General features: G+C 70.2%; 19 protein-coding genes and 2 pseudogenes. 10 read left to right on the top strand and 11 right to left on the bottom strand.

All coding sequences use genetic code 11. The features are described from left to right. Positions 1-43: 43 nt before the first annotated feature. The 3 genes from ACZ60Q_RS17635 to ACZ60Q_RS17625 all read right to left on the bottom strand — a co-directional run bounded on the left by ACZ60Q_RS17635 (position 44) and on the right by ACZ60Q_RS17625 (position 3,268). Complete coding sequence (locus ACZ60Q_RS17635) at positions 44-640, bottom strand: GNAT family N-acetyltransferase (protein WP_469634869.1); 597 nt, start codon at positions 638-640, stop codon at positions 44-46. Positions 641-729: 89 nt separating this feature from the next. After that, positions 730-1,773 (bottom strand): family 2 encapsulin nanocompartment cargo protein polyprenyl transferase, encoded by a 1,044-nt coding sequence (locus ACZ60Q_RS17630; protein ID WP_469634866.1) that lies wholly within the window; start codon positions 1,771-1,773, stop codon positions 730-732. A gap of 88 nt (positions 1,774-1,861) precedes the next feature. Then, a complete protein-coding gene (locus tag ACZ60Q_RS17625; protein ID WP_469634863.1) occupies positions 1,862-3,268 on the bottom strand; it encodes a family 2B encapsulin nanocompartment shell protein in 1,407 nt (468 codons plus the stop codon). A gap of 176 nt (positions 3,269-3,444) precedes the next feature. Here ACZ60Q_RS17625 and ACZ60Q_RS17620 point away from each other — a divergent pair. The 3 genes and pseudogenes from ACZ60Q_RS17620 to ACZ60Q_RS17610 form a co-directional block, all read left to right on the top strand. Then, positions 3,445-3,747 (top strand): annotated as a pseudogene (locus tag ACZ60Q_RS17620) (RrF2 family transcriptional regulator); the annotation flags it as partial. Continuing rightward, positions 3,744-4,070, top strand: a pseudogene (locus ACZ60Q_RS17615) (XRE family transcriptional regulator); the annotation flags it as partial. The pseudogenes ACZ60Q_RS17620 and ACZ60Q_RS17615, both read left to right, overlap by 4 nt. Positions 4,071-4,104: 34 nt before the next feature. Then, positions 4,105-5,034, top strand: a complete 930-nt coding sequence (locus ACZ60Q_RS17610) for a 1-aminocyclopropane-1-carboxylate deaminase/D-cysteine desulfhydrase (protein ID WP_469634860.1) — start codon at positions 4,105-4,107, stop codon at positions 5,032-5,034. Here ACZ60Q_RS17610 and ACZ60Q_RS17605 read toward each other — a convergent pair. Next, positions 5,010-6,611, bottom strand: a complete 1,602-nt coding sequence (locus ACZ60Q_RS17605) for a Na+/H+ antiporter (protein ID WP_469634858.1) — start codon at positions 6,609-6,611, stop codon at positions 5,010-5,012. The genes ACZ60Q_RS17610 and ACZ60Q_RS17605 overlap by 25 nt on opposite strands. A 35-nt stretch (positions 6,612-6,646) precedes the next feature. On the opposite strand from ACZ60Q_RS17605, the gene ACZ60Q_RS17600 reads away from it, so the two are divergent. From ACZ60Q_RS17600 to ACZ60Q_RS17590, 3 genes are all read left to right on the top strand, one after another. After that, entirely contained in the window at positions 6,647-6,907 is a 261-nt protein-coding gene (locus ACZ60Q_RS17600) for a UBP-type zinc finger domain-containing protein (protein ID WP_469634855.1), read from the top strand. 232 nt (positions 6,908-7,139) lie between these two features. Next, complete coding sequence (locus ACZ60Q_RS17595; protein ID WP_003966375.1) at positions 7,140-7,553, top strand: ATP-binding protein; 414 nt, start codon at positions 7,140-7,142, stop codon at positions 7,551-7,553. 23 nt (positions 7,554-7,576) lie between these two features. Then, positions 7,577-8,506, top strand: a complete 930-nt coding sequence (locus ACZ60Q_RS17590) for an RNA polymerase sigma factor SigF (RefSeq protein ID WP_469634851.1) — start codon at positions 7,577-7,579, stop codon at positions 8,504-8,506. 33 nt (positions 8,507-8,539) lie between these two features. Here ACZ60Q_RS17590 and ACZ60Q_RS17585 read toward each other — a convergent pair whose 3' ends face one another. Further along, a complete protein-coding gene (locus tag ACZ60Q_RS17585; protein ID WP_469634849.1) occupies positions 8,540-8,989 on the bottom strand; it encodes a hypothetical protein in 450 nt (149 codons plus the stop codon). A gap of 165 nt (positions 8,990-9,154) precedes the next feature. Here ACZ60Q_RS17585 and ACZ60Q_RS17580 point away from each other — a divergent pair, with 165 nt between their 5' ends. Together ACZ60Q_RS17580 and ACZ60Q_RS17575 are read left to right on the top strand one after the other, a co-directional pair. Continuing rightward, positions 9,155-10,123 (top strand): diacylglycerol/lipid kinase family protein, encoded by a 969-nt coding sequence (locus ACZ60Q_RS17580; RefSeq protein ID WP_469634846.1) that lies wholly within the window; start codon positions 9,155-9,157, stop codon positions 10,121-10,123. A gap of 320 nt (positions 10,124-10,443) precedes the next feature. Then, entirely contained in the window at positions 10,444-10,701 is a 258-nt protein-coding gene (locus ACZ60Q_RS17575) for a WhiB family transcriptional regulator (protein ID WP_003953983.1), read from the top strand. 190 nt (positions 10,702-10,891) lie between these two features. Here ACZ60Q_RS17575 and ACZ60Q_RS17570 read toward each other — a convergent pair whose 3' ends face one another. After that, a complete protein-coding gene (locus tag ACZ60Q_RS17570) occupies positions 10,892-12,358 on the bottom strand; it encodes a sensor histidine kinase (protein WP_469635003.1) in 1,467 nt (488 codons plus the stop codon). 424 nt (positions 12,359-12,782) lie between these two features. Next, positions 12,783-13,865, bottom strand: coding sequence for an SIS domain-containing protein (locus ACZ60Q_RS17565; RefSeq protein WP_469634843.1), 1,083 nt, complete (start codon positions 13,863-13,865; stop codon positions 12,783-12,785). A 244-nt stretch (positions 13,866-14,109) separates the two neighbouring features. On the opposite strand from ACZ60Q_RS17565, the gene nagB reads away from it, so the two are divergent. Next, positions 14,110-14,892 (top strand): glucosamine-6-phosphate deaminase, encoded by a 783-nt coding sequence (gene nagB / locus ACZ60Q_RS17560; RefSeq protein WP_469634841.1) that lies wholly within the window; start codon positions 14,110-14,112, stop codon positions 14,890-14,892. A gap of 218 nt (positions 14,893-15,110) precedes the next feature. On the opposite strand, the gene ACZ60Q_RS17555 is transcribed toward nagB, so the two are convergent. From ACZ60Q_RS17555 to ACZ60Q_RS17540, 4 genes are all read right to left on the bottom strand, one after another. Next, the gene (locus ACZ60Q_RS17555) at positions 15,111-16,640 is read right to left on the bottom strand and encodes a glycoside hydrolase family 3 protein (RefSeq protein WP_469634838.1); all 1,530 of its coding nucleotides are present in this window, start codon (positions 16,638-16,640) and stop codon (positions 15,111-15,113) included. Between the two features lie 9 nt (positions 16,641-16,649). Then, a complete protein-coding gene (locus tag ACZ60Q_RS17550) occupies positions 16,650-17,510 on the bottom strand; it encodes a carbohydrate ABC transporter permease (RefSeq protein ID WP_469634835.1) in 861 nt (286 codons plus the stop codon). Continuing rightward, positions 17,507-18,514, bottom strand: a complete 1,008-nt coding sequence (locus ACZ60Q_RS17545; RefSeq protein WP_469634832.1) for a carbohydrate ABC transporter permease — start codon at positions 18,512-18,514, stop codon at positions 17,507-17,509. The genes ACZ60Q_RS17550 and ACZ60Q_RS17545 overlap by 4 nt, the downstream gene beginning before the upstream one ends. Positions 18,515-18,629: 115 nt before the next feature. Continuing rightward, positions 18,630-19,928, bottom strand: coding sequence for a sugar ABC transporter substrate-binding protein (locus ACZ60Q_RS17540; RefSeq protein ID WP_469634829.1), 1,299 nt, complete (start codon positions 19,926-19,928; stop codon positions 18,630-18,632). A gap of 279 nt (positions 19,929-20,207) precedes the next feature. Here ACZ60Q_RS17540 and ACZ60Q_RS17535 point away from each other — a divergent pair, with 279 nt between their 5' ends. Next, a complete protein-coding gene (locus ACZ60Q_RS17535; protein WP_469635000.1) occupies positions 20,208-20,972 on the top strand; it encodes a GntR family transcriptional regulator in 765 nt (254 codons plus the stop codon). Positions 20,973-21,044: the final 72 nt, after the last annotated feature.

Below are 21,044 nucleotides of genomic sequence, written 5' to 3'. Positions count from 1 at the left end.
AGCCGCTGCCCCGCGCGACCTCCGTACCCCCCTCCACCGAAGCTCAACCCGCCTGGGGTTCCCGCCACATGGGGTACATCAGCGGGCCGTCCGGCAGCTCGACGGCGCGGCCGAGGAAGCGGAAGCCGAGCCGCTCGTACAGCGCCCGGCTCCGGGCGCTGCTCGCCTCCAGGTAGGCCGGCAGCCCCTCCCGGTCGCAGCGCTCCAGCGCCACTGCGATCAGCTCCGCCCCGATGCCCTCCCCCTGGCGGCCGGGGGTGACACCGATCATCAGCAGATACGCGTGCGCGCGGTCGTGCGGGTGCACGGCCGCGGTGAGTCTGCCCACCAGTTCGCCGCGCTCGTTGTCGGGGTCGGCGGTCCGTCGCATCAGGGCGGGCGTGGGGTCCTCCCCCTCGGGGGCCCCGGCGGGCACCGGCAGCCAGAGGGCCACCGCGGCCCCGTCCTCGGCGATGTCGATACGGCCATCGGCGAGGGCGATGTCGACGAAGACGCCGAGGAACCTGCCGTGCACCGCACGCCGGTGCGCCTCGTCGGGGAACACCCAGCTGCTGACCGGGTCGTGATGGAACGCCTCTTCCATGACCGAGACGACCAGCTCCCGGTCGCGCTGCGTCGCCTGCTGAATCCGTCTACCCATGACCGGCTGCCGCCCCTCCGTGCCGCTTGCACTCAACCAACCTTCTGAATACTAGAGTTGAAGAGGCGGTGCCGTTCACACGAGGAGGGTCAGCTGGTCCTGCGGGTGACGAATTCGGCCAGTGCCAGCAGGTCGCCGGCCGCGCCCGGGTCGGGGACCGCCCGGGAGAGGTGGTGGACCGCTCGGGCCATCCGGTCGGCCGCGCAGACCTGGGCCCAGTCCCGGCCGCCGGCCCGGTCCACGGCGTCGGCCGCCCGGTTCACCTCGCCGGAGGTGTTCATGGGCCCCCGGTAGAGCGCGGCGAGCTCGGCGGCGGCCGGGGTGCCCGAGGTGAGAGCGGCGACCACGGGCAGGGACTTCTTGTGGGCGGCCAGGTCGGCCCCGACGGGCTTGCCGGTGCGGTCCGGGTCGCCCCAGATGCCGATCAGGTCGTCGATGAGCTGGAACGAGAGACCCGCCTCCCGCCCGAACCCGTCCATCGCGCGGACCGCCCGGTCCTCCGCCCCGGCGTAGAGGGCTCCGAGCGCACAGGCACAGCCGAGCAGCGCGCCGGTCTTGGCGGTGGCCATGGCGACGCATGCGTCGAGCGTGACCTCGTCGGGTCCGCGCTCCTCGAAGGCGCAGTCGGCCTGCTGGCCCGCGCACAGCTCGATGATGCAGGAGGAGAGGCGGGCGACGGCGCGGGGGGCGGCCGGGTGCGGATCCTCGGCCAGCAGCCGCTGGGCCAGGGCGAGCATGGCGTCGCCGGTGATGATGGCGTCCGGGATACCGAAGACCGCCCAGGCGGTGGGCCGGTGTCTCCGGGTGGTGTCCTCGTCGATGACGTCGTCGTGGAGCAGGGTGAAGTTGTGGGCGAGTTCGACGGCGACCGCGGCCCGGACGGCGCGTTCCGGATCGCCGCCCAGTGCGCGGGCGGCGGCCAGCACGAGGGCCGGCCTGATGGCCTTGCCCGCCTGGCCCGCGGCGGGCGTTCCGTCGGCGTTCTCCCAGCCGAAGTGGTACTTCGCGACGCGGCGCATGCCGCCCGGAAGCGACTCCACGGCCGATCGCAGATGCGGGTCGACGACCGCGCGGGTGCGCTCCAGGAGCGCCGCGGCCTCGTGCCCTTCCGTCGCTGGGTCCGTACTGGTCATGGTCACGGTCACTCCCTGGGGCGAGGCGATGGGTGCGTGGCCCGGGGCCCCGGCGGCTGCCGTCCGGGTCCCCGGGGGTGGACCGAGGTCAGTGCCGGCGGCCGACCTCGACGTTCTCCAGCACTCCGAGGGCGTCCGGCACCAGGACGGCGGCGGAGTAGTACGCCGTCACGAGGTAGGAGATGATCGCCTGCTCGTCGATGCCCATGAACCGGACCGAGAGACTCGGCTCGATCTCGTCGGGGATACCGCTCTGCTGGAGGCCGATGACACCCTGCTCGGCCTCGCCGGTCCTCATGCAGATGATGGACGTGGTGCGGGCGTCGGTGACGGGGATCTTGTCGGACGGGAAGATCGGCACCCCGCGCCAGGCGGAAACGTGGTGGCCGCCGATGTCGACGCTCTCCGGGACGAGTCCGCGCCGGCTGCACTCGCGTCCGAAGGCGGCGATGGCCTTCGGGTGGGCGAGGAAGAGCTTGGATCCGCGGCGTCGCGAGAGCAGTTCGTCCATGTCGTCCGGGCCGGGCGCCCCGTCGTGCGGCTGGATCCGCTGCCCGTAGTCGCAGTTGTTGAGCATCCCGAACTCCCTGTTGTTGATCAGCTCGTGCTCCTGGCGCTCACGCAGCGCCTCGACCGTGAGCCGCAACTGCTGCTCGGTCTGGTTCATCGGCTGGTTGTAGAGGTCGGCGACCCTGCTGTGCACCTTCAGCACCGTCTGGGCGACGCTCAGTTCGTACTCGCGCGGCGCCGCGTCGTAGTCGACGAAGGTGTGCGGGATGACCGCCTCCCCCACATGGCCGGCGGAGAGGTCGATCGCCGCCTCGCCGTAGTCGTTGGTCCGCTGCCGCGGGATGGAGAGCTGACCGGCGAGGTGGCGCCGGAGTGTCGCGGCGCGCTCCGCGAGGTTGTACACGTCGGCACGGCTCAGGGTGAGGAGCGTGCAGGGGGTGAGCGCGCGGGCGGTGTACTCCCAGACGGCGTCGCCGTCGATGAGGCTCCGGTCGCCGAAGTACGCGCCGTCGGCGAGGACCCCCAGCTCCGTCTCGTCCCCGTAGGGGCCCGATCCGACCTTCGCCACCTTGCCGTGGGCCAGCAGGAAGACCCGGTCCGCCGCCTCGCCCGAGGCGGCGAGCACCTCCCCGGCGGCCACGTCCCGCCGCTCGCACCTGCGGGCGAGTTCGGCGAGCACCTCCTCGTCGCCGAACTCCCGCAGGGCGGGCAGTTCCGCCAGCTCCGCGGGGATCACCGCCACCCGGTCCCCGGTCTGGACGAAGGTCACCCGGCCGTCGCCGACCGCATAGCTGAGCCGACGGTTCACCCGGTACGTACCGCCCTGTACCTGCACCCATGGCAGCGTCTTCAGCAGCCACCGCGAGGTGATCTCCTGCATCTGCGGCGCGGATTTGGTGGTCGTCGCGAGGTTCCGCGCAGCCGCCGTCCCCAGACTCTGCTGCGGCGGCGCCTGCGTGTCGCGAACCTCTTCACCAACGGACATCTGACGTCCTCTCGATCTTGGGCCGACCTGCGTGCAGAAGCCTTTCAGCAGGGGGACCGGGTCGCCATTACACAAAAGAGTGCGACTAATCCGCCTTCGTTCGGGGCACGTTGCCCCTCGTCGCCCGGCGGGCCGTTGAATATGCATCTCCTATGCCATTTACCTACGGTGTACTCATGCGGTTGACGAGATTCACCGACGTGGCACTCCGCGTCCTCATGCGACTGGCGGTCACCGAGGGCCGGGAGCCGCCGACCACCCGCGAGGTGGCGGCCACCATGCGGGTCCCGTACACGCACACCGCGAAGGCCGTCGCCAGGCTCCAGCACCTCGGCGTCCTCGACGCCCGTCGCGGCCGGGGCGGCGGGCTCACCCTGACCTCGGCCGGCCACTCCGCGTCGATCGGTTGGCCGGCGCGGGAGCTGGAGGGGTCCGAGGAGGTCGTCGAGTGCGAGGGCGACACTCCCTGCCCGCAGAGGTGACCCGACAGCGTGAGGTCATCGAAGACGTTGCCCTGAGTGTCGGCACACGCATCCGGATCAGCCTGGAGCACCTGGGGCGCCTCGGCCCCCTGGAGGGCCTTGAGACGCGCTTCAGCAGCCCGGAGGACGCCGTGAACCACGTGCCCCTCTCCGTGTTCCGGTTCGATCACAACGCGCTCGTGACGCCTCACCTGGCCCGTCTCGTCGGCCACGACTCACCGCTCCTGCACCTACGCCGCCAAGGGGACAGCGGGATGTTCGACCGGTTCGCGGAGCACGCCGAGGAGCTGTGGGACCGGGGCGTGCCGCGGACGCCATGACGGCGCGACGAGAGGGCACAGCGACAATGGGCGGGTGAACAGCCCGCCCCGCCCCGACGCCCTCCTGCGGCCCCGGGTGCCCTCCCCGCTGCGGGAGGTCCGCGACGAACGCTTCGCGCGCCACGGGGTGAGGCTGCTCCTCAAGCGGGACGATCTGATCCACCCCGACCTGCCGGGCAACAAATGGCGCAAACTCGCCCTCAATCTGGAGGCCGCCGCCGGGCGCACCGTGCTCACGTTCGGCGGCGCGTACTCCAACCACCTCCGGGCCACCGCGGCGGCCGGGCGGCTGCTGGGGTTTCCCACCATCGGCGTGGTCCGCGGCGACGAGTTGGCGCACCGGCCGCTCAACCCCTCGCTCGCCCGGTGCGCGGCCGACGGCATGCGCCTGCACTTCGTGGACCGTACGACCTACCGGGCGAAGGCCTCCTGCGAGGTCCTGGAGGGGCTGCTGAGGCTGTTCGGGGACGTGGAGGTCATCCCGGAGGGCGGCAGCAACGCGCTGGCCGCACAGGGCTGTACGGCGCTGGGGCGCGAGCTCGCCGGGGAGTGCGAGGTGGCGGCCGTGGCCTGCGGGACCGGCGGCACCCTGGCCGGGCTCGCCGCCGGCCTCGGCCCCGGGCAGCGGGCCCTGGGCGTCCCGGTGCTGCGCGGCGGCTTCCTCGGACCCGCCGTGGAACGGCTCCAGCGCGAGGCGTTCGGGGGCCCGTCCGGGAACTGGTCGCTGGAGGAGCGCTTCACCTTCGGCGGCTACGCCCGCTCCACCGCGGAGCTGGAGGCCTTCGCCGCGGACTTCGAGGACCGGCACGGGCTGCCCGTGGAACGCGTGTACGTCGCCAAACTGCTGTTCGCGCTGACCACGCTGACCGAGGAGGGGGCGTTCGCGCCGGGCACGCGGGTGAGCGCGGTGATCACCGGCACCCCCGACGCGCGGCCCCTTCAGGAGTCGTCCGCCTCCCGGTAGGCCGCCGCCTCCTCCAGGTCCAGCCGGCGCAGCAGCGTGCGCATCATCTCGTCGTCGATCCGCCGCTCGTCCCGGAGCCGCACGAAGACCTCGCGCTCGGCCTCGATCATCTCCCTCGACAGTCGCCGGTAGGTGTCGTCCGCCGACTCCCCGGTCACCGGGTCGGCGGCGCCCAGACGTTCCCACACGGCGTTGCGGCGGTGCTCCAGCACACTGCGCAGCCGGTCCGCCAACGGTGGCGGCAGGCTGCTGTGCGGGTCGGCGAGCAGCTGGTCCAGGCGGGTCTCGGCGGCCTCGGACGCCTCGCTCTGGGCCTGCGCCTCGATGAGCGTGACCGTCTGCGGGTCGGGGGCCGGCAGCTTCAGTACGCGGACGAGTACGGGCAGCGTCAGGCCCTGGATCACCAGGGTCCCGATGACGGTGGTGAAGGTCAGGAACAGCACCAGGTTGCGGGCCGGGAAGGGTTCGCCGTCGTGCGTGACCAGCGGAACGGAGAACGCGACGGCGAGCGAGACGACCCCGCGCATCCCCGCCCAGCCGACGATCAGCGGCGCGGTCCAGTCGGTGCCCGGCTCACGTTCCCGGACGCGGCGCGAGAGCCACCGGGGCAGATAGGTGGCCGGGTAGACCCAGACGAAGCGGACCACGACGACGATCAGGAACACGATGGCCGCGTAGCCGAGCACCTCCCACACGCCGAACGAGCCGAGCCCCTTCAGGACGAACGGCAGCTGGAGCCCGATCAGGGCGAACACCGCGGACTCCAGGACGAACGCCACCATCTTCCAGACGGCCGCCTCCTGGAGACGCGTGGCGAAGTCGACCTGCCAGGAGCGGTGGCCCAGGTAGAGGGCGACGACGACCACGGCGAGCACACCGGAGGCATGCACCCGTTCGGCCGCCGCGTACGCCACGAAAGGGATCAGGAGGGAGAGCGTGTTCTGGAGGAGCGCTTCCCTCAGGTGCGTGCGCAGCCAGTGGAGCGGCACCATCAGCAGGAGCCCGACGCCGACCCCGCCGACCGCGGCGAGCAGGAACTCGCCGATCCCCTCGCCCCAGCTCATCCCCTCCCCCACCGCGGCGGCCAGCGCCACCTTGAAGGCGGTGATCGCCGTGGCGTCGTTCACCAGGGACTCGCCCTGGAGGATCGTGGTCACCCTGGAGGGCAGCCCGACCCGGCGGGCGATGGCGGCGGCCGTCACGGCGTCCGGCGGGGCGATGACCGCCCCCAGGACCAGCGCGGCGGTCAGCGGCAGGTCCGGGATGATCAGGTGGACCAGCCAGCCCACGGCGACGGTCGCGAAGAGGGTGTACCCCACGGAGAGCAGGGCGACCGGCCGGACATTGGCCCGCAGATCCAGGTAGGAGCTGTCGACGGCCGCCGTGTGGAGCAGCGGCGGAAGCAGCAGCGGAAGCACCACGTGCGCGTCCAGGTGATACGTCGGAACACCCGGCAGATAACCGGCCAGGAGCCCCGCGGCGACCAGGACGAGCGGGGCGGGCACCGGCGTGCGGCGGGCCGCCCCGGCGACCGCCGCGCTGACCGCGACCAGGGCGACCAGCGGCAGCGCGTCCATCCCACCGTCCTCGGATCCGTCGTAACCTGCCCATCATGAGCGAGTGTGCGCATGTAGCGGATCTGCCACGCCCCGAGCCCGTACCGCTCGGTGAGACGTGCCCCGAGTGCCTGGAGGCGGGCAGCCACCCCGTGCAGCTGCGGCTCTGCCTGACGTGTGGGCACGTCGGCTGCTGCGATTCGTCGCCGCTGCGGCACGCCACCGGACACTTCCGGGCGACCGGTCACCCCGTGATGCGGAGCTTCGAGGCGGGCGAGAGCTGGCGCTGGTGCTTCGAGGACGGTTCGATCGTCTGACGCCTGGGTACGTCAATGCGGCGCTGGTTCTTCGCAATTGGACGCCGCAGCCCCCTAGCCACTGTGCGTACGCATGGGCTTACCATGAGTCACGTCCGGGGTGTGGGGTCCGTACGACACGGCATCATGGATCCGATAACGTCGCCGAGCCGAAGAACCGTCGACGGACCGCATGGCTCCGGGCCACCCTTCCCGGAACCTCGAAAGAGTTTGTGCCACCTTGGAGGTGAGGGTGTCCCAGATCGCAGGCGAGCCCGGGAATCAGGACTTCGTGGAAGTCCGACTGCCCGCTGCGGGTGCCTACCTGTCGGTGCTGCGAACGGCCACGGCCGGTCTCGCAGCGCGTTTGGACTTCACTCTCGACGAGATCGAGGATCTTCGTATCGCGGTCGACGAGGCCTGCGCGATCCTGCTCCAGCAGGCCGTGCCGGGCTCCGTCCTCAGCTGCGTCTTCCGTCTCGTCGACGACTCCCTCGAAGTGACGGTGTCGGCGCCCACCACGGACGGCCGGGCGCCCGAGCGCGACACCTTCGCCTGGACGGTGCTCTCCGCACTGGCCGGCAAGGTCGACTCCACGGTCGCCGACGACCGTACGGTCAGCATCAGCCTCTACAAACAGCGCGGCGCGGGCCCCGGGCCGGCGTGAGCGACGGGAACGGGGACGGTCCTGTGCGGGACGAGACGATCCGATCCGAGGTGGTGCGCCCAGCAGGCATCCCGGAGCAACAGGCCCGGCCGCATCCGGTGGACGGAGCGGACGGGCCCGAGAGCATCGACGTCGCGGTGGAGCAGCAGTCGCAGGCAGAGCGGGCGGGCCAGATGAGCGAGCACGGGCACCACGATCCACTCGACCGCAGCGGGGCCCGGGCCCTCTTCTTCGAACTGCGGGAGCTGCCCGACGGTTCGGCGGAGAAGGCCGAGCTGCGCAACAGACTGGTGCGGATGCACCTGCCGCTGGTGGAGCACCTGGCCCGCCGCTTCCGCAACCGCGGGGAGCCGCTGGACGACCTGACCCAGGTGGCCACGATCGGGCTGATCAAGTCCGTGGACCGGTTCGACCCGGACCGGGGCGTGGAGTTCTCGACGTACGCCACTCCCACGGTGGTCGGCGAGATCAAGCGCCACTTCCGGGACAAGGGCTGGGCGGTGCGGGTGCCGCGCCGCCTCCAGGAGCTGCGGCTGTCACTGACCACGGCCACCGCGGAGCTCTCGCAGCAGCACGGCCGTTCGCCGACGGTGCACGAGCTGGCAGAGCGGCTGGGGATCTCCGAGGAGGAGGTGCTGGAGGGCCTGGAGTCGGCCAACGCGTACAGCACGCTGTCGCTGGACGTGCCGGACACGGACGACGAGTCGCCGGCGGTCGCTGACACGCTGGGCTCGGAGGACGAGGCGCTGGAGGGCGTGGAGTACCGGGAGTCGCTCAAGCCGCTCCTGGAGGACCTGCCGCCGCGCGAGAAGCGCATCCTGCTGCTGCGCTTCTTCGGGAACATGACCCAGTCGCAGATCGCGCAGGAGGTCGGCATCTCGCAGATGCACGTCTCGCGGCTGCTGGCCCGCACCTTGGCGCAGTTGCGCGAACGGCTGCTCGTCGAGGAGTAGCCCGCGGGCGTCGGGCGGGTCGGGTCCGCCGGCTCAGGCCCCGCGGGTGACCCCGGGATCCCGGCGGATGCCCAGGACCCGGGTGGTCGCCGGGTTGAGGACCAGCACGAGACCGGTGACGGCGACCGCCGCCAGCACGATCCCGGTGGGGATCAGCGCGCCCTGCGAGCGCAGCAGCGTCCAGGCCACCGGCAGCGCCATGATCTGCGTGATCAGCGCGGGTCCCCGGCTCCAGCTGCGCAGCAGCAGCAGTCCGCGGGCGGCGATCAGCGGGATCGCGCCGAGCGCGACCAGCGTGATCCCGACCGTCTCCGCCTGCTGCGTGCTCTCCAGCCTTCCCAGCAGCCCCATGACCAGCAGGCAGACCCCGCCGACGGCGAGCGCCACGCCTTCGAGGGCGTTGACCCCGGCGAGGACGGTGATCCTGGTCGGGCGCTCCGCCGCGGAGGGCGACGGCGTGGAGGATGTCGCTTGAGTACTCACGCCTTTCAGGTTGGCATCCCCGGGGTCAGGAAGTGAAGCCGGGGTGCGAGGGCCCTTCCCCCGTTCGGGCGCACGCCGGGGCGACCGGTCACGTTCCGTCACCTCCCTGGAGCGCAGCGAACCGGGGCTACAACACCGAACCGCCCGGTAGGTAGGCTGGCGGTCATGCGCGCACTCCTCGTGGTCAACCCAGCTGCTACCACCACCAGTGCCCGCACCCGTGACGTGCTCATCCACGCGCTGGCCAGCGAGATGAAGCTGGAGGCGGTGACCACCGAGTACCGGGGGCACGCACGGGATCTGGGACGGCGGGCCGCGGACAGTGACGATATCGACCTGGTGGTCGCCCTCGGCGGCGACGGCACGGTGAACGAGGTCGTGAACGGGCTGCTGCACCGGGGCCCGGATGTGGACAGCCTTCCGAAGCTCGCCGTGGTCCCCGGCGGGTCCACCAATGTCTTCGCGCGCGCCCTGGGGCTGCCGAACGACGCGGTGGAGGCGACCGGTGCGATTCTGGACGCCCTGGAGAACCGGACCGAACGCACGGTCGGCCTCGGCCTGGCGGCCGGCACCCCCGGGACCGAGGACGAGTCCGTCCCCGAGCGCTGGTTCACTTTCTGTGCCGGTCTCGGATTCGACGCCGGGGTCATCGGCCGTGTCGAACAGAAACGCGAGCACGGGAAGCGTTCGACTCACGCCCTGTATGTGCGCCAGGTGGTGCGGCAGTTCCTGAACGAGGCCCACCGCAGACACGGACAGATCACGCTCGACGTGCCCGGCCAGGACCCGGTGACCGACCTCGCGCTCTCCATAATCTGCAACACCGCCCCCTGGACCTACCTGGGCAATCGCCCGATGTACGCCTCGCCCAAGGCCTCCTTCGACACCGCGCTGGACATCCTCGGACTGAAGCGTCTGTCCACCCCGGCGGTGGCCCGTTACGGCACCCAGCTGCTCACTTCGAGCCCCGAGAAGGGGCCGCGCGGCAGGCACGCTGTTTCACGGCATGACCTCACGGACTTCACCTTGCATTCAAAGGTTCCACTGCCCTTCCAGATGGACGGCGACCACCTGGGACTGCGTACGAGCGTGACGTTCACAGGCGTACGCCGTGCACTGCGTGTGATTGTGTGAGTGGAAGGGCCTAAAGTCCTTTAACTCGAACGTTTGGACTGGCCCCCACCCCTAAGAAGTGCGGCTGTGACCTAGTCGACACCGAGGAATCAAAAAAAACTTTCCAGAAGGGGTTGTATCCGCCGCCGAGGTTTGCGAATCTCTACATGGCGATCGGGACGGCCCGCAACACCGGCATCCGCTGAGAGCCAGAACCCCTCCTCACCATCACAGACCACACCCAGTCCATCTGGGAGTCGGCCCGTCATCTGTGGGGGGATTCGTGAAAGCGTTCACATTCACAAGCAACAAGCGTGTAATACCAAGGAGAGGTAGCAGCCATGGACTGGCGTCACAACGCCGTTTGTCGTGAGGAAGACCCTGAGCTTTTCTTCCCCATCGGCAACACCGGTCCTGCGCTGCTGCAGATCGAGGAAGCCAAGGCTGTCTGCCGCCGCTGCCCCGTCATGGAGCAGTGCCTGCAGTGGGCGCTCGAGTCCGGCCAGGACTCAGGCGTCTGGGGTGGCCTCAGCGAGGACGAGCGCCGCGCGATGAAGCGCCGCGCCGCTCGCAACCGGGCGCGTAACGCAAGCGCCTGAGCGAGAACCGCACCAAGCCTCAGCCCGGCGGCGCGTACAGAGCGTACGCACAGCCCCGCCTTCGAGTCGCAGCGCGCAGTACCCCGAAGCGCATCGCAACGTGAGCATCACGGAGCGGGCCCGGACCGTCACCACGGTCCGGGCCCGCTCTGCTGTGTGCTCCCGTTCCGCCGCCGGCCGCGGCGGATTCCTACTTGTCGCCGCGGACGGGGAGGTCCAGCACCACCTGGGTGCCGCGTTCGGGTGCCGGGACCATGCCGAACGTGCCGCCCAACTCCCCCTCCACCAGCGTCCGTACGATCTGGAGCCCGAGGTTGCCGGCCCGCTTCGGGTCGAATCCCTCGGGCAGGCCGCGCCCGTCGTCGGTGACGGTGATCAGCAGCCGCCCGTCGGTGGGTGATCCGCCGCGCACGGCGGAGACCTCCACCGTCCCGTGGTCGGCCACGGCGAAGGCGTGCTCCAGGGCGTTCTGGAGCACCTCGGTCAGCACCATGGAGAGCGGGGTGGCGACCTCGGCGTCGAGGATGCCGAAGCGTCCGGTGCGCCGGCAGGTCACCTTGCCCGGGGAGATCTCCGACACCATCGCGATGACCCGGTCGGCGATCTCGTCGAACTCGACCCGCTCGTCCAGATTCTGGGACAGCGTCTCATGCACGATGGCGATCGAACCGACGCGCCGGACCGCCTCGTTGAGCGCCTCGCGACCCTGCTCGGAGTCCATCCTGCGGGCCTGGAGGCGCAACAGGGCCGCCACCGTCTGGAGGTTGTTCTTCACCCGGTGGTGGATCTCCCGGATGGTCGCGTCCTTGGTGATCAACTCGCGTTCGCGGCGGCGCAGTTCGGTGACGTCCCGGAGCAGGACCAGGGAGCCGATGCGGACGCCCTTGGGCTTGAGCGGGATCGCCCGCAACTGGATCACGCCGGCCGCGCACTCGACCTCGAACTCGCGGGGCGCGTAACCGCTGGCCACCTTGACCAGGGCCTCGTCCACCGGCCCCCGGGACGGAGCCAGTTCGGCGGTGGTCGTGCCGAGGTGATGGCCGACCAGGTCGGAGGCGAGGCCGAGGCGGTGATAGGCCGAGAGGCCGTTGGGGCTGGCGTACTGGACGATTCCGTCGGCATCGAGCCGGATCAGGCCGTCGCCCACCCGCGGGGAGGCGTCCATGTCGACCTGTTGGCCGGGGAAGGGGAACGCCCCGGCGGCGATCATCTGGGCCAGGTCGGAGGCGGACTGGAGGTAGGTGAGCTCAAGCCGGGAGGGGGTGCGCACGGTGAGCAGGTTGGTGTTGCGGGCGATGACGCCGAGCACCCGGCCCTCGCGGCGTACCGGGATGGACTCGACCCGTACGGGCACCTCCTCGCGCCACTCCGGGTCGCCCTCGCGCACGATCCGGCCCTCGTCCAGGGCCGCGTCCAGCAGCGGGCGGCGGCCACGCGGCACCAGGTGGCCGACCATGTCGTCCTGGTAGGAGGTGGGCCCGGTGTTGGGGCGCATCTGGGCGACGGAGACGTACCGCGTGCCGTCCCGGGTGGGGACCCACAGCACGAGGTCGGCGAAGGACAGGTCGGAGAGCAGCTGCCACTCCGAGACCAGCAGATGGAGCCACTCGAGGTCGGTGTCGCTCAGAGCGGTGTGCTGGCGGACGAGGTCGTTCATGGAGGGCACGTGTGGAGCGTACCTGGGGTTACCGGAGGCGTTCGAACCGCTCGGCCCGCCGGGCCGTGCCGACGGGAGGGCACACGTGTGCCGCGTACCGGTGAACGGTGCCGGTACCCGGTTCGAGAATGTCGTGCACATGGATGGACACAGCCAATTGGTCTAGTCCACAATGAGTTCATCACGACCTCCGCTCTCCCCGCACAGGAGAGCGGATCGAGGCTCCGGCACTCTCTGCCCTGACTGCGCCGGTGCCTCCAGGGGCCGACGGCACCGCACACCGTCGGCCAGATAGCTCCGGGCTGCGGTGCCGGGCGGGCTGAGGGTCCCGCTCTGGTGCCGCGGCCCGCGGGTGTTTCCGGGGCCGTCCGCTTACGGCGGGCGCCCCATCGGCTACGTACGCACGCACACCCCCTCGCGGGCCTCAGCGCGTCTCGGTCACCTTGGCCAGGGCGCGGGGCGCGTCGGGGTCCTGTCCCCGGGCGATCGTCACCTCGTACGCCAGCAGTTGCAGCGGCAGGATCTCCAGGATCGGCTGCAACTCCTCCGGGACGCCCGCCGTGGGCAGCGAGAAGCCGGCCGAGGCCGCCTCCACCTGAGCCTTCGGGCCGACCACGAAGAGATCCGCGCCGCGTCCGCGCAGCCGGTCCAGCACCGGCTGGAGGGCCTCACCGCCCCGGCCGTCGGTGACCACGGCGATCACCGGGGAGATGTTGTCGACCATCGCCAGCGGCCCGTGCAGCAGATCCGCGCCGGAGTAGGAGAGAGCGGGGATGTAGCTGGTCTCCATCAGCTTCAGGGCCGCTTCCTTGGCCGTCGGGTAGCCGTAGCCGCGCGAGGTGATCACCATGCGCTCGGCGAAGCGGTAGCGCGAGGCCAGTGCCTTGACCTCGGCCCGGCGGCCCAGGATCGCACCCGCGAGGTCGGGCAGGCCCGCGGCGGGCACCGTGCCGTCGTTGCCGCCCAGCCCCTCCACGAAGAGGTAGAGGGAGAGCAGGGAGGCGGTGTACGTCTTGGTGGCCGGAAGCGCCCTCTCCGGGCCCGCCAGGATGTCGATGTGATACTCGGAGACCGCCGCCAGCGCGGAGTCCGGGTTGTTGGTGACGGCGAGAGTGACGGCCCCGGCCTCCCGGGCGGCCCTCGTGGAGGCCACCAGGTCCGGCGAGCCGCCCGACTGACTGACGGTGATCACCAGGACATCCCGCAGGTCCGGCCGGGCACCGTAGGCCGTCGTGGTGGACATCGAGGCGAGCCCGCAGGGCAGTCCGAGGCGGATCTCCAGCAGGTACTTGGCGTACAGCGCCGCGTTGTCCGACGTCCCCCGGGCGGTGAGCAGCACGAACCGGGGCTTCCGGGCGGCGATCTCGGCGGCGACCTCGCGGATGCGGGGCGCGCCCTGTTCGAGGATGCGGCGCAGCGTCGCGGGCTGCTCGGCCATCTCGCCGGACATGATGCGGCCGGGCTCCTCGCCCTGGCCGCCCGGGCCGGCCGGAGGGGTGGCGGACATGTGGGGGCCTCCTGCGCTGTCGGCGTACGGGACGGCGCGTGCGCGGGGGTGCGCGATCCGCGCCGTTCCGGATGGGTGCCTGTCAGGCACCCCCAGTCGACCAGGCAATGCCGTGTGCCGCCAGCGGGCCGGGGCGTGCGTGCCGATGGGCGGACTGTTAGCCGTACAGCTGCCCGATTCTGCTAAATTGGGAACTTGATTGGTCTATACCACCGGCTCCCCTAGTCAGATCGGCAGGCACAGCGTGGAAGTTGTCATCGTTCCGGACGCCGCGGCAGGCGGCGAACTGATCGCGGAGGCCATCGCCGCGCTGATCGCCCGCAAGCCCGACGCCCTGCTCGGCGTCGCCACCGGCTCGACCCCGCTGCCCATCTACCGCGCGCTCGCGGCGAAGGTCGCCTCGGGCGCCGTCGACGCGTCGCGCGCCCGGATCTGCCAGCTCGACGAGTACGTCGGGCTGCCCGCGGGCCATCCGGAGTCGTACCGCTCCGTGGTGCTGCGCGAGGTCATCGAGCCCCTCGGGCTCTCCGAGTCCTCCTTCATGGGCCCCGACGGGTCGGCCGAGGACGTCCAGGCGGCCTGCGAGGCCTACGACCGGGCGCTGGCCGAGGCCGGCGGCGTCGACCTCCAGCTCCTGGGCATCGGCACGGACGGTCACATCGGCTTCAACGAGCCGTGCTCCTCGCTCGCCTCGCGCACCCGGATCAAGACGCTGACGCAGCAGACCCGGGTGGACAACGCGCGCTTCTTCGACGACATCGAGCAGGTGCCGCACCACGTGATCACGCAGGGCATCGGGACGATCCTGGATTCCCGCCACCCGATCCTGCTGGCCACCGGTGAGGGCAAGGCGGAGGCCGTCGCCCAGACGGTGGAGGGGCCCATCGCCTCGATCGTGCCGGCCTCGGCGCTCCAGCTGCATCCGCACGCGACGGTGGTCGTGGACGAGGCGGCTGCGTCGAAGCTGAAGCTGGCGGACTACTTCCGCGCCACGTATGCGGCGAAGCCGGGGTGGCAGGGGCTGTAGGCCTCGCCCCCAGCACGGCGAAGGGCCGGGACGCCTGTCGGTGTCCCGGCCCTTCGCCGTGCTGTGCTGCGCTGTGCCGTGCTTGGTGCCGCTCGTCCGGCGTGAGGTTGTGTCCTCAATCGCCGGACGGGCTTGATGTGGCCGGACCGAGGCTTGGCCTGCGGGCCCGGACCGGGTTGGTGTGACCGGGGCCCTGGTCTGCGGGCCCCGGTCCGGTGTCAGGGCTTCGCGCCGGTGATCGCTTCCGCCGCTGCCAGGCCGCAGACCCGGGCCGCGCCGTGGGTGGCGATGTGCAGCGAGCCGCGCGGGTCGGACTGGGGCAGGCCCATCTCGACCACCACCGTGTCCGGGCGGGCCGCCAGCAGCACGTCGAGCGCGGCGCCCATCCAGGCGTGCCGGTGCTCGTCGCGTACCACGGCGACGATGCGCCGCTCCCCCGCCGCCGCCAGGATCTCGTCCGCCGGAGCGGCGCTCTGATCGGTGTAGGTGTCCGTGCCGGTGCCGGGCAGGATCCTGTCCAGCTCGGCGGCGATGCCCCACGGGGTCTCGTCGCCGACCGCGATGTTCGCCACCGCGCTGAACGAGGCGACGTACGCCGGCTCGGTCAGCCGGTCGCCGGAACCGGTCACCCGGACCGCGCGGCGGGCCGCGATCAGACCGATGTCGGAGCTGACTCCGGTGCCGGGCGCGGTCCCCTCCTGCACTGCCGCGCCCGGCTCCGGGACATCCCCCCGGGCCCTCTGCGTCCAGGACGCCAGGGCTCGTACACGGGCGGCCGCGTCGGCGAGCCGCTCCTCGGACAGTTCCCCGCCGCGTACGGCCGCGACGAGGGCGTCACGCAGCCGCAGCACCGTCTCCTCGTCGGCCAGGCCGCCGCCCACACAGATGGCGTCGGCGCCCGCCACGAGGGCGAGGACGGACCCGCGCTCGATGCCGTACGTACCGGCGATGGCGTCCATCTCCACCGCGTCGGTGACGATCAGGCCGTCGTACCCCAGCTCCTGGCGCAGCAGACCGGTGAGGATCTGCGGGCTCAGGGTCGCCGGGCGGTCCGGGTCGAGTGCGGGGAGCAGGATATGCGCGCTCATCACCGATTTGGAACCCGCGGCGATGGCCGCCCGGAAGGGCACCAGTTCACGGGCGTGCAGGGTGTCGAGGTCCACGTCGATGCGGGGCAGCGCCAGGTGCGAGTCGACCGCGGTGTCGCCGTGCCCGGGGAAGTGCTTGGTGCAGGCGGCGACGCCGGCGGCCTGGAGCCCCTCGATGTACGCGGCGGTGTGCCGGGCGGCCAGGCGGGTGTCGGCGCCGAAGGAGCGCACGCCGATGACCGGGTTGCCCGGGTTGGAGTTGACGTCGGCGGACGGCGCCCAGTTGAGGTTGACGCCGCACTCGGCGAGCCGACGGCCGAGCTCCTGGGCGACGGCCCGGGTGAGGTGGACGTCGTCCACCGAGCCGAGCGCGAAGTTGCCGGGGAAGGAGGAGCCGTGCGTGACCTCCAGGCGGGTCACGTCGCCGCCCTCCTCGTCGATGGCGACGAGGACGTCGTCCCGCTCGGAGCGCAGCCGCTCGGTGAGGGCGGAGAGCTGTTCGGGCGAGGTGATGTTGCGGCCGAACAGCCCGACGGAGGCCAGGCCCTCACCGACGCGGCGCAGCAGCCAGTCCGGCGCGGTGGTGCCGGTGAACCCGGGTTGGAGCACGGCGAGCGCGTCGCGCGTCACGGTGTCCGTGGTGGAAACGAGGGTGGTCATGGGCCCGCACTATCCCTTCACAGCGCCGGAAGTGAGGCCTGCGGCCATCTTCTTCTGGATGATCATGAAGAACACGACGACGGGGATGGCGATCATGGTCGACGCCGCCATGAGGGCGCCGTAGTCCGTTCCGCGCTCGGTCGTGAACGTCATCAGCCATACGTTCAGCGTGTACTTGGAGTTGTCGTTGATCAGGATGTACGCGAAGAGGTACTCGTTCCACGCGTTCACCAGGGCGAAGATCGACGCGGCGGCGAGCCCGGGGGCGAGCAGCGGGAAGATCACCCGGCGGAAGGCCTGGAAGCGGGTACACCCGTCCACCATCGCCGACTCCTCCAGCTCCACCGGGATGTTCACGACGAAGCCGCGGATCATGATGGTGGCGAAGGGCAGCGTGGAGACCAGGTAGACGACGATCAGGCCCCAGTACTCGTCGATCCCGCCCATCGCGTTGAGCTGGGCGTAGATCGGGATGAGCATCGCCGTCGGCGGCAGCATCTGGACCAGGATCATGATCAGGACCAGGGCCTTGCGGCCGAAGAACCGGAACCGGCCGATCGCCAGGGCCGCCAGGGTCGCGATGATCATGCCGCCGACCACCGCGGTGACGGCGACGATCAGGCTGGACTGGATGGCGGTGCCGAAGTTCGGCTGCTCGGTGGCCCGGACGAAGTTGTCGAAGGTGATCGACGTGGGCCACAGGGTCTGGTCGTAGCTGCGGATCTCCCGGTTGGGCCGCAGGGCGCTGATGATCAGCCAGTAGACCGGGAAGACCATGACCAGGGCGATGCCGAGGCCGATGAGGTCGAAGTGCAGCCGGCTCTTCTTGCGGTCGGGCCGCAGTACCTGTGTCTGGGTCGAGCTGCTCATTCGACCTCTCCCGTCTTCATGAGCTGGCGCAGGTAGTACACGGCCACGCCGGACAGCAGCAGCACCGTGATCAGGGCGATCGCGGTGCCCTGGCTGAAGGAGGTGGACTCGAACGCCTTGGAGTAGGAGTAGAGGCCGAGGGTCTCGTACTCCGGCTCGGGCTTGTTGCCGCGCAACAGCCAGATCTGGCCGAAGACGTTGAAGTCCCAGATCACCGAGAGAGTGGCGACCATGGTGAAGACCGGCTTGATGACCGGCCAGGTGACGAACTTGTAGATGCCGTAGGCGCTGGCGCCGTCGAGGGCGGCGGCCTCCTCCAGTTCCTGGGGGACCTGGGTGAGGGCGGCGTACAGGGTGACGACGACGAACGGGATGGCGCCCCAGACGACCAGCAGGGTGATGATGCCGAAGCCCTGGACCGGGTCGAGGTACCAGTTGTGTCCGAGCCAGTCCTCGCCGACGACCTTGGCGATCAGGGTGTTGATCAGGCCGTAGTCGGAGTCGGCCATGAACCGGAAGATCGAGGCGGCGACCATCAGCGGCATCGACCAGGCGGCGATGAGGCAGGCGGTGAGCACCAGCCGGACCCAGGTGGAGAGTTTGCGCATGAGGAGGGCGACCAGCAGTCCGAGCCCCATGGTCAGCGTCACGCAGATGACCATGAAGACGACGGTGCGGAAGGTGACCCACCAGAACTCGGAGTCGCCGAGGATGTTGGTGAACTGCTCGAAGCCGACCCAGGGAGCCGGCTCTCCGGACCACAGCTCACGGCGGCCCATGTCCTGGAAGGACATGATGACCGTCTTGCTGAGCGGGTAGAGGTAGACGGCGGCGATCGCCACGATCGCCGGGAGGATCAGGAGATAGGGGAGGAGTTCTCCCTTCTTCCGTTTCCTCTTCTGCACCCGGGGCGCATCGTCGTCGGAGGACGACTTGCCGATCGACTGCGGGTCGGGTGGTACGGGGGCCGGCGGCCCGGCGGCCTTGGTATCAGCGGCAGACACGTGGCTGACCTTCCATCGCGGGTCCGGGGCGGGCCCCGGAATTCACGGCGTTCGCTTACGGGAAAGGAGCGGGGGCCCGGCACTGGTGCCGGGCCCCCGCCTGGCGATCGGAAGGTCAGGATTCCTTGTTGATCAGCGCGTTGATCTTCTCGTCGGCCGTCTTCGAGGCGTCGGCGACGGAGGCGCCCTTGACGATCTCCAGGAGCATGTTCTGGAGGATCTCCTCCTTCTCCACGGAGGCCCAGCCCGGCGCGATCGGCGTGAACCAGGCGTCCGGCACCGCGTTGGCGATGGCGGCCGTCTCCGGCTTGGCCTTCAGCGGCTCAAGCTGCTTCTCGTTGTTGGGAAGGATGTTCTTCGACGCGAGGACCTCCATGGACTTCGCGTTGGTGAAGAGGGAGATCCACTCCTCGCCGAGGTCCTGGACCTTGGACTTGGAGATGGTCGCGAGGTCCGAGCCGCCGATGAAGGACGGGAGGGCCTTGCCCTCGGGGCCGGGCATACCGGCCGTGGCGATCTTGCCGTCGAGCTTCGGGTTGCCGTTCTCGCCCGTGGTGACGCTGCCGGCCTCCCAGGCCTGGCCGTAGATGACCGCGGCCTTCTCGTTGGCCATGACGTTGGCGTGGTCCTGCTCGTCCTTCGTCACGTCGGCCTTGTTGTACTTCTTGACCAGGTCGACGTAGTGCTGGATGCCCTTCTGGGCCTCCGGCGTGGAGAGCGCGGCCTTCCACTGCTTGCTGCCCTCGTCGTACGACGCTATCTGGCCACCGTAGGCGGCGACGTAGGACATCGCGGCGTACCAGTAGCGGCCCGGGAAGTAGAGGGAGGAGGCGCGCTTGTCCTTCTTGCCCAGCTCGGCGGAGGTCTTGTCCATCGCGGCGAGGAACTCGGCCTCGGTCTGCGGGAGGGCGTCGCTGCCGGTGCCGGCCTTCAGCATGTCCTTGTTGTACACGGCCAGACGGGCGCTGGCGTAGTAAGGAACGCAGTACGTCTTGCCCTCGAAGGAGCACGTGTCCTTCAGACCCTTGATCCAGGTGTCCGAGTTCTCGTACTTCTTGGGGTCGATTTCTCCGAGCGCACCATTGAGGATGTACTGCATGGTCTCGGTATTACCGAGTTCCACGACATCCGGGAATTTGTCGCCACCGAGGGAGGTGTCCAGCTTCTTGACCTTGTCGGCCCACTGCTGGTATTGAACCTTGACCTTTACGCCCGGGTACTTCTTGTTGAACTCGGCGTTGACGTCCTTGACCAGCTCCGGCCAGGTGGACTGGGCCTCGCCCATGAGCCAGACGGTCAGGTTCTCCTTGCGGTCCTTCGGGTTCTTGGACGACTCGCTGTCGCCCGAACCACACGCCGCGATCGAAACCAACATGCCCGCGACACCGATAGCCACGATGAGCTTGCGCTTCACGTCAAACCCTCCTCAGGGATGCTGCAACCCCACCCACCGCGAAGACATTCGACGAGTTCTGCTGGGGCTGGACCTGGTCTTTAATGGTTTAGACCAGTACCGGGAGCTTGGCCTAGACCTTTAGGGGTGTCAAGGGTGTATAAGAAGTGCACTCGCGTCCGTTATAGGACCGACACCTAAGGGAGGGCGACGACCCGTGACCGGACCGTGCCACCATGTGAGCCGCGACAGACGGAGGAGCCGGTGACGGCAGCAACGCAGCAGTCGGGAAGGCGGGCCATGGGCGCCGACGGGGGCAGTACGGGGAGCGAGACCGGTGCCGGTACGCGCACAGCGCGCGTACCGAAGTACTACCGGCTCAAGCGGCATCTCCTCGACATGACGGACACTCTGCCGCCCGGCACCCCCGTGCCGCCCGAACGCACCCTGGCGGCCGAGTTCGACACCTCGCGCACCACCGTGCGCCAGGCGCTCCAGGAACTGGTCGTCGAGGGCCGGCTGGAACGTATCCAGGGCAAGGGCACCTTCGTAGCCAAGCCGAAGGTCTCCCAGGCCCTCCAGCTCACCTCGTACACCGAGGACATGCGTGCCCAGGGACTGGAGCCGGCGTCCCAACTGCTGGACATCGGTTATGTGACGGCGGACGACACGCTCGCCGGTCTGCTGGACATCTCGACGGGCGGCCGGGTGCTGCGCATCGAGCGGCTGCGGCTCGCCAGCGGGGAGCCGATGGCGATCGAGACCACACATCTTTCGGCCAAACGCTTCCCCGCGCTGCGCCGTTCGCTGGTGAAGTACACCTCGCTCTACACCGCGCTCGCCGAGGTGTACGACGTCCGCCTCGCCGAGGCGGAGGAGACCATCGAGACCTCGCTCGCCACCCCGCGCGAGGCAGGGCTGCTGGGCACCGACGTGGGGCTGCCGATGCTCATGCTGTCCCGCCATTCGGTGGACGGCCAGGGCGAACCGGTGGAGTGGGTGCGCTCGGTGTACCGGGGCGACCGCTACAAGTTCGTGGCCCGCCTGAAGCGGCCGACGGACTGAGCGCCACCACGGGCGGCGCGGTACGCACAGGGCGGTGGCCCGGGGACGAGATCCCCGGGCCACCGCCCGCTT

Source organism: Streptomyces sp. NPDC104313, from assembly GCF_055583985.1.
The sequence above is the reverse complement of the archived record's forward strand: the minus strand, read 5'-3'. Positions and strand labels throughout refer to the sequence as shown.

Excerpts from the sequence above, each read along its gene's own strand:
- ACZ60Q_RS17570 (WP_469635003.1), bottom strand. The coding sequence starts at position 12,358 with ATGAACGACCTCGTCCGCCAGCACACCGCTCTGAGCGACACCGACCTC.
- ACZ60Q_RS17555 (WP_469634838.1), bottom strand. The coding sequence starts at position 16,640 with ATGACCACCCTCGTTTCCACCACGGACACCGTGACGCGCGACGCGCTC.
- ACZ60Q_RS17630 (WP_469634866.1), bottom strand. The coding sequence starts at position 1,773 with ATGACCAGTACGGACCCAGCGACGGAAGGGCACGAGGCCGCGGCGCTC.
- ACZ60Q_RS17550 (WP_469634835.1), bottom strand. The coding sequence starts at position 17,510 with ATGAGCAGCTCGACCCAGACACAGGTACTGCGGCCCGACCGCAAGAAG.
- ACZ60Q_RS17635 (WP_469634869.1), bottom strand. The coding sequence starts at position 640 with ATGGGTAGACGGATTCAGCAGGCGACGCAGCGCGACCGGGAGCTGGTC.
- ACZ60Q_RS17575 (WP_003953983.1), top strand. The coding sequence starts at position 10,444 with ATGGACTGGCGTCACAACGCCGTTTGTCGTGAGGAAGACCCTGAGCTT.
- ACZ60Q_RS17580 (WP_469634846.1), top strand. The coding sequence starts at position 9,155 with ATGCGCGCACTCCTCGTGGTCAACCCAGCTGCTACCACCACCAGTGCC.
- ACZ60Q_RS17625 (WP_469634863.1), bottom strand. The coding sequence starts at position 3,268 with ATGTCCGTTGGTGAAGAGGTTCGCGACACGCAGGCGCCGCCGCAGCAG.
- ACZ60Q_RS17535 (WP_469635000.1), top strand. The coding sequence starts at position 20,208 with ATGGGCGCCGACGGGGGCAGTACGGGGAGCGAGACCGGTGCCGGTACG.
- ACZ60Q_RS17605 (WP_469634858.1), bottom strand. The coding sequence starts at position 6,611 with ATGGACGCGCTGCCGCTGGTCGCCCTGGTCGCGGTCAGCGCGGCGGTC.
- ACZ60Q_RS17600 (WP_469634855.1), top strand. The coding sequence starts at position 6,647 with ATGAGCGAGTGTGCGCATGTAGCGGATCTGCCACGCCCCGAGCCCGTA.
- ACZ60Q_RS17565 (WP_469634843.1), bottom strand. The coding sequence starts at position 13,865 with ATGTCCGCCACCCCTCCGGCCGGCCCGGGCGGCCAGGGCGAGGAGCCC.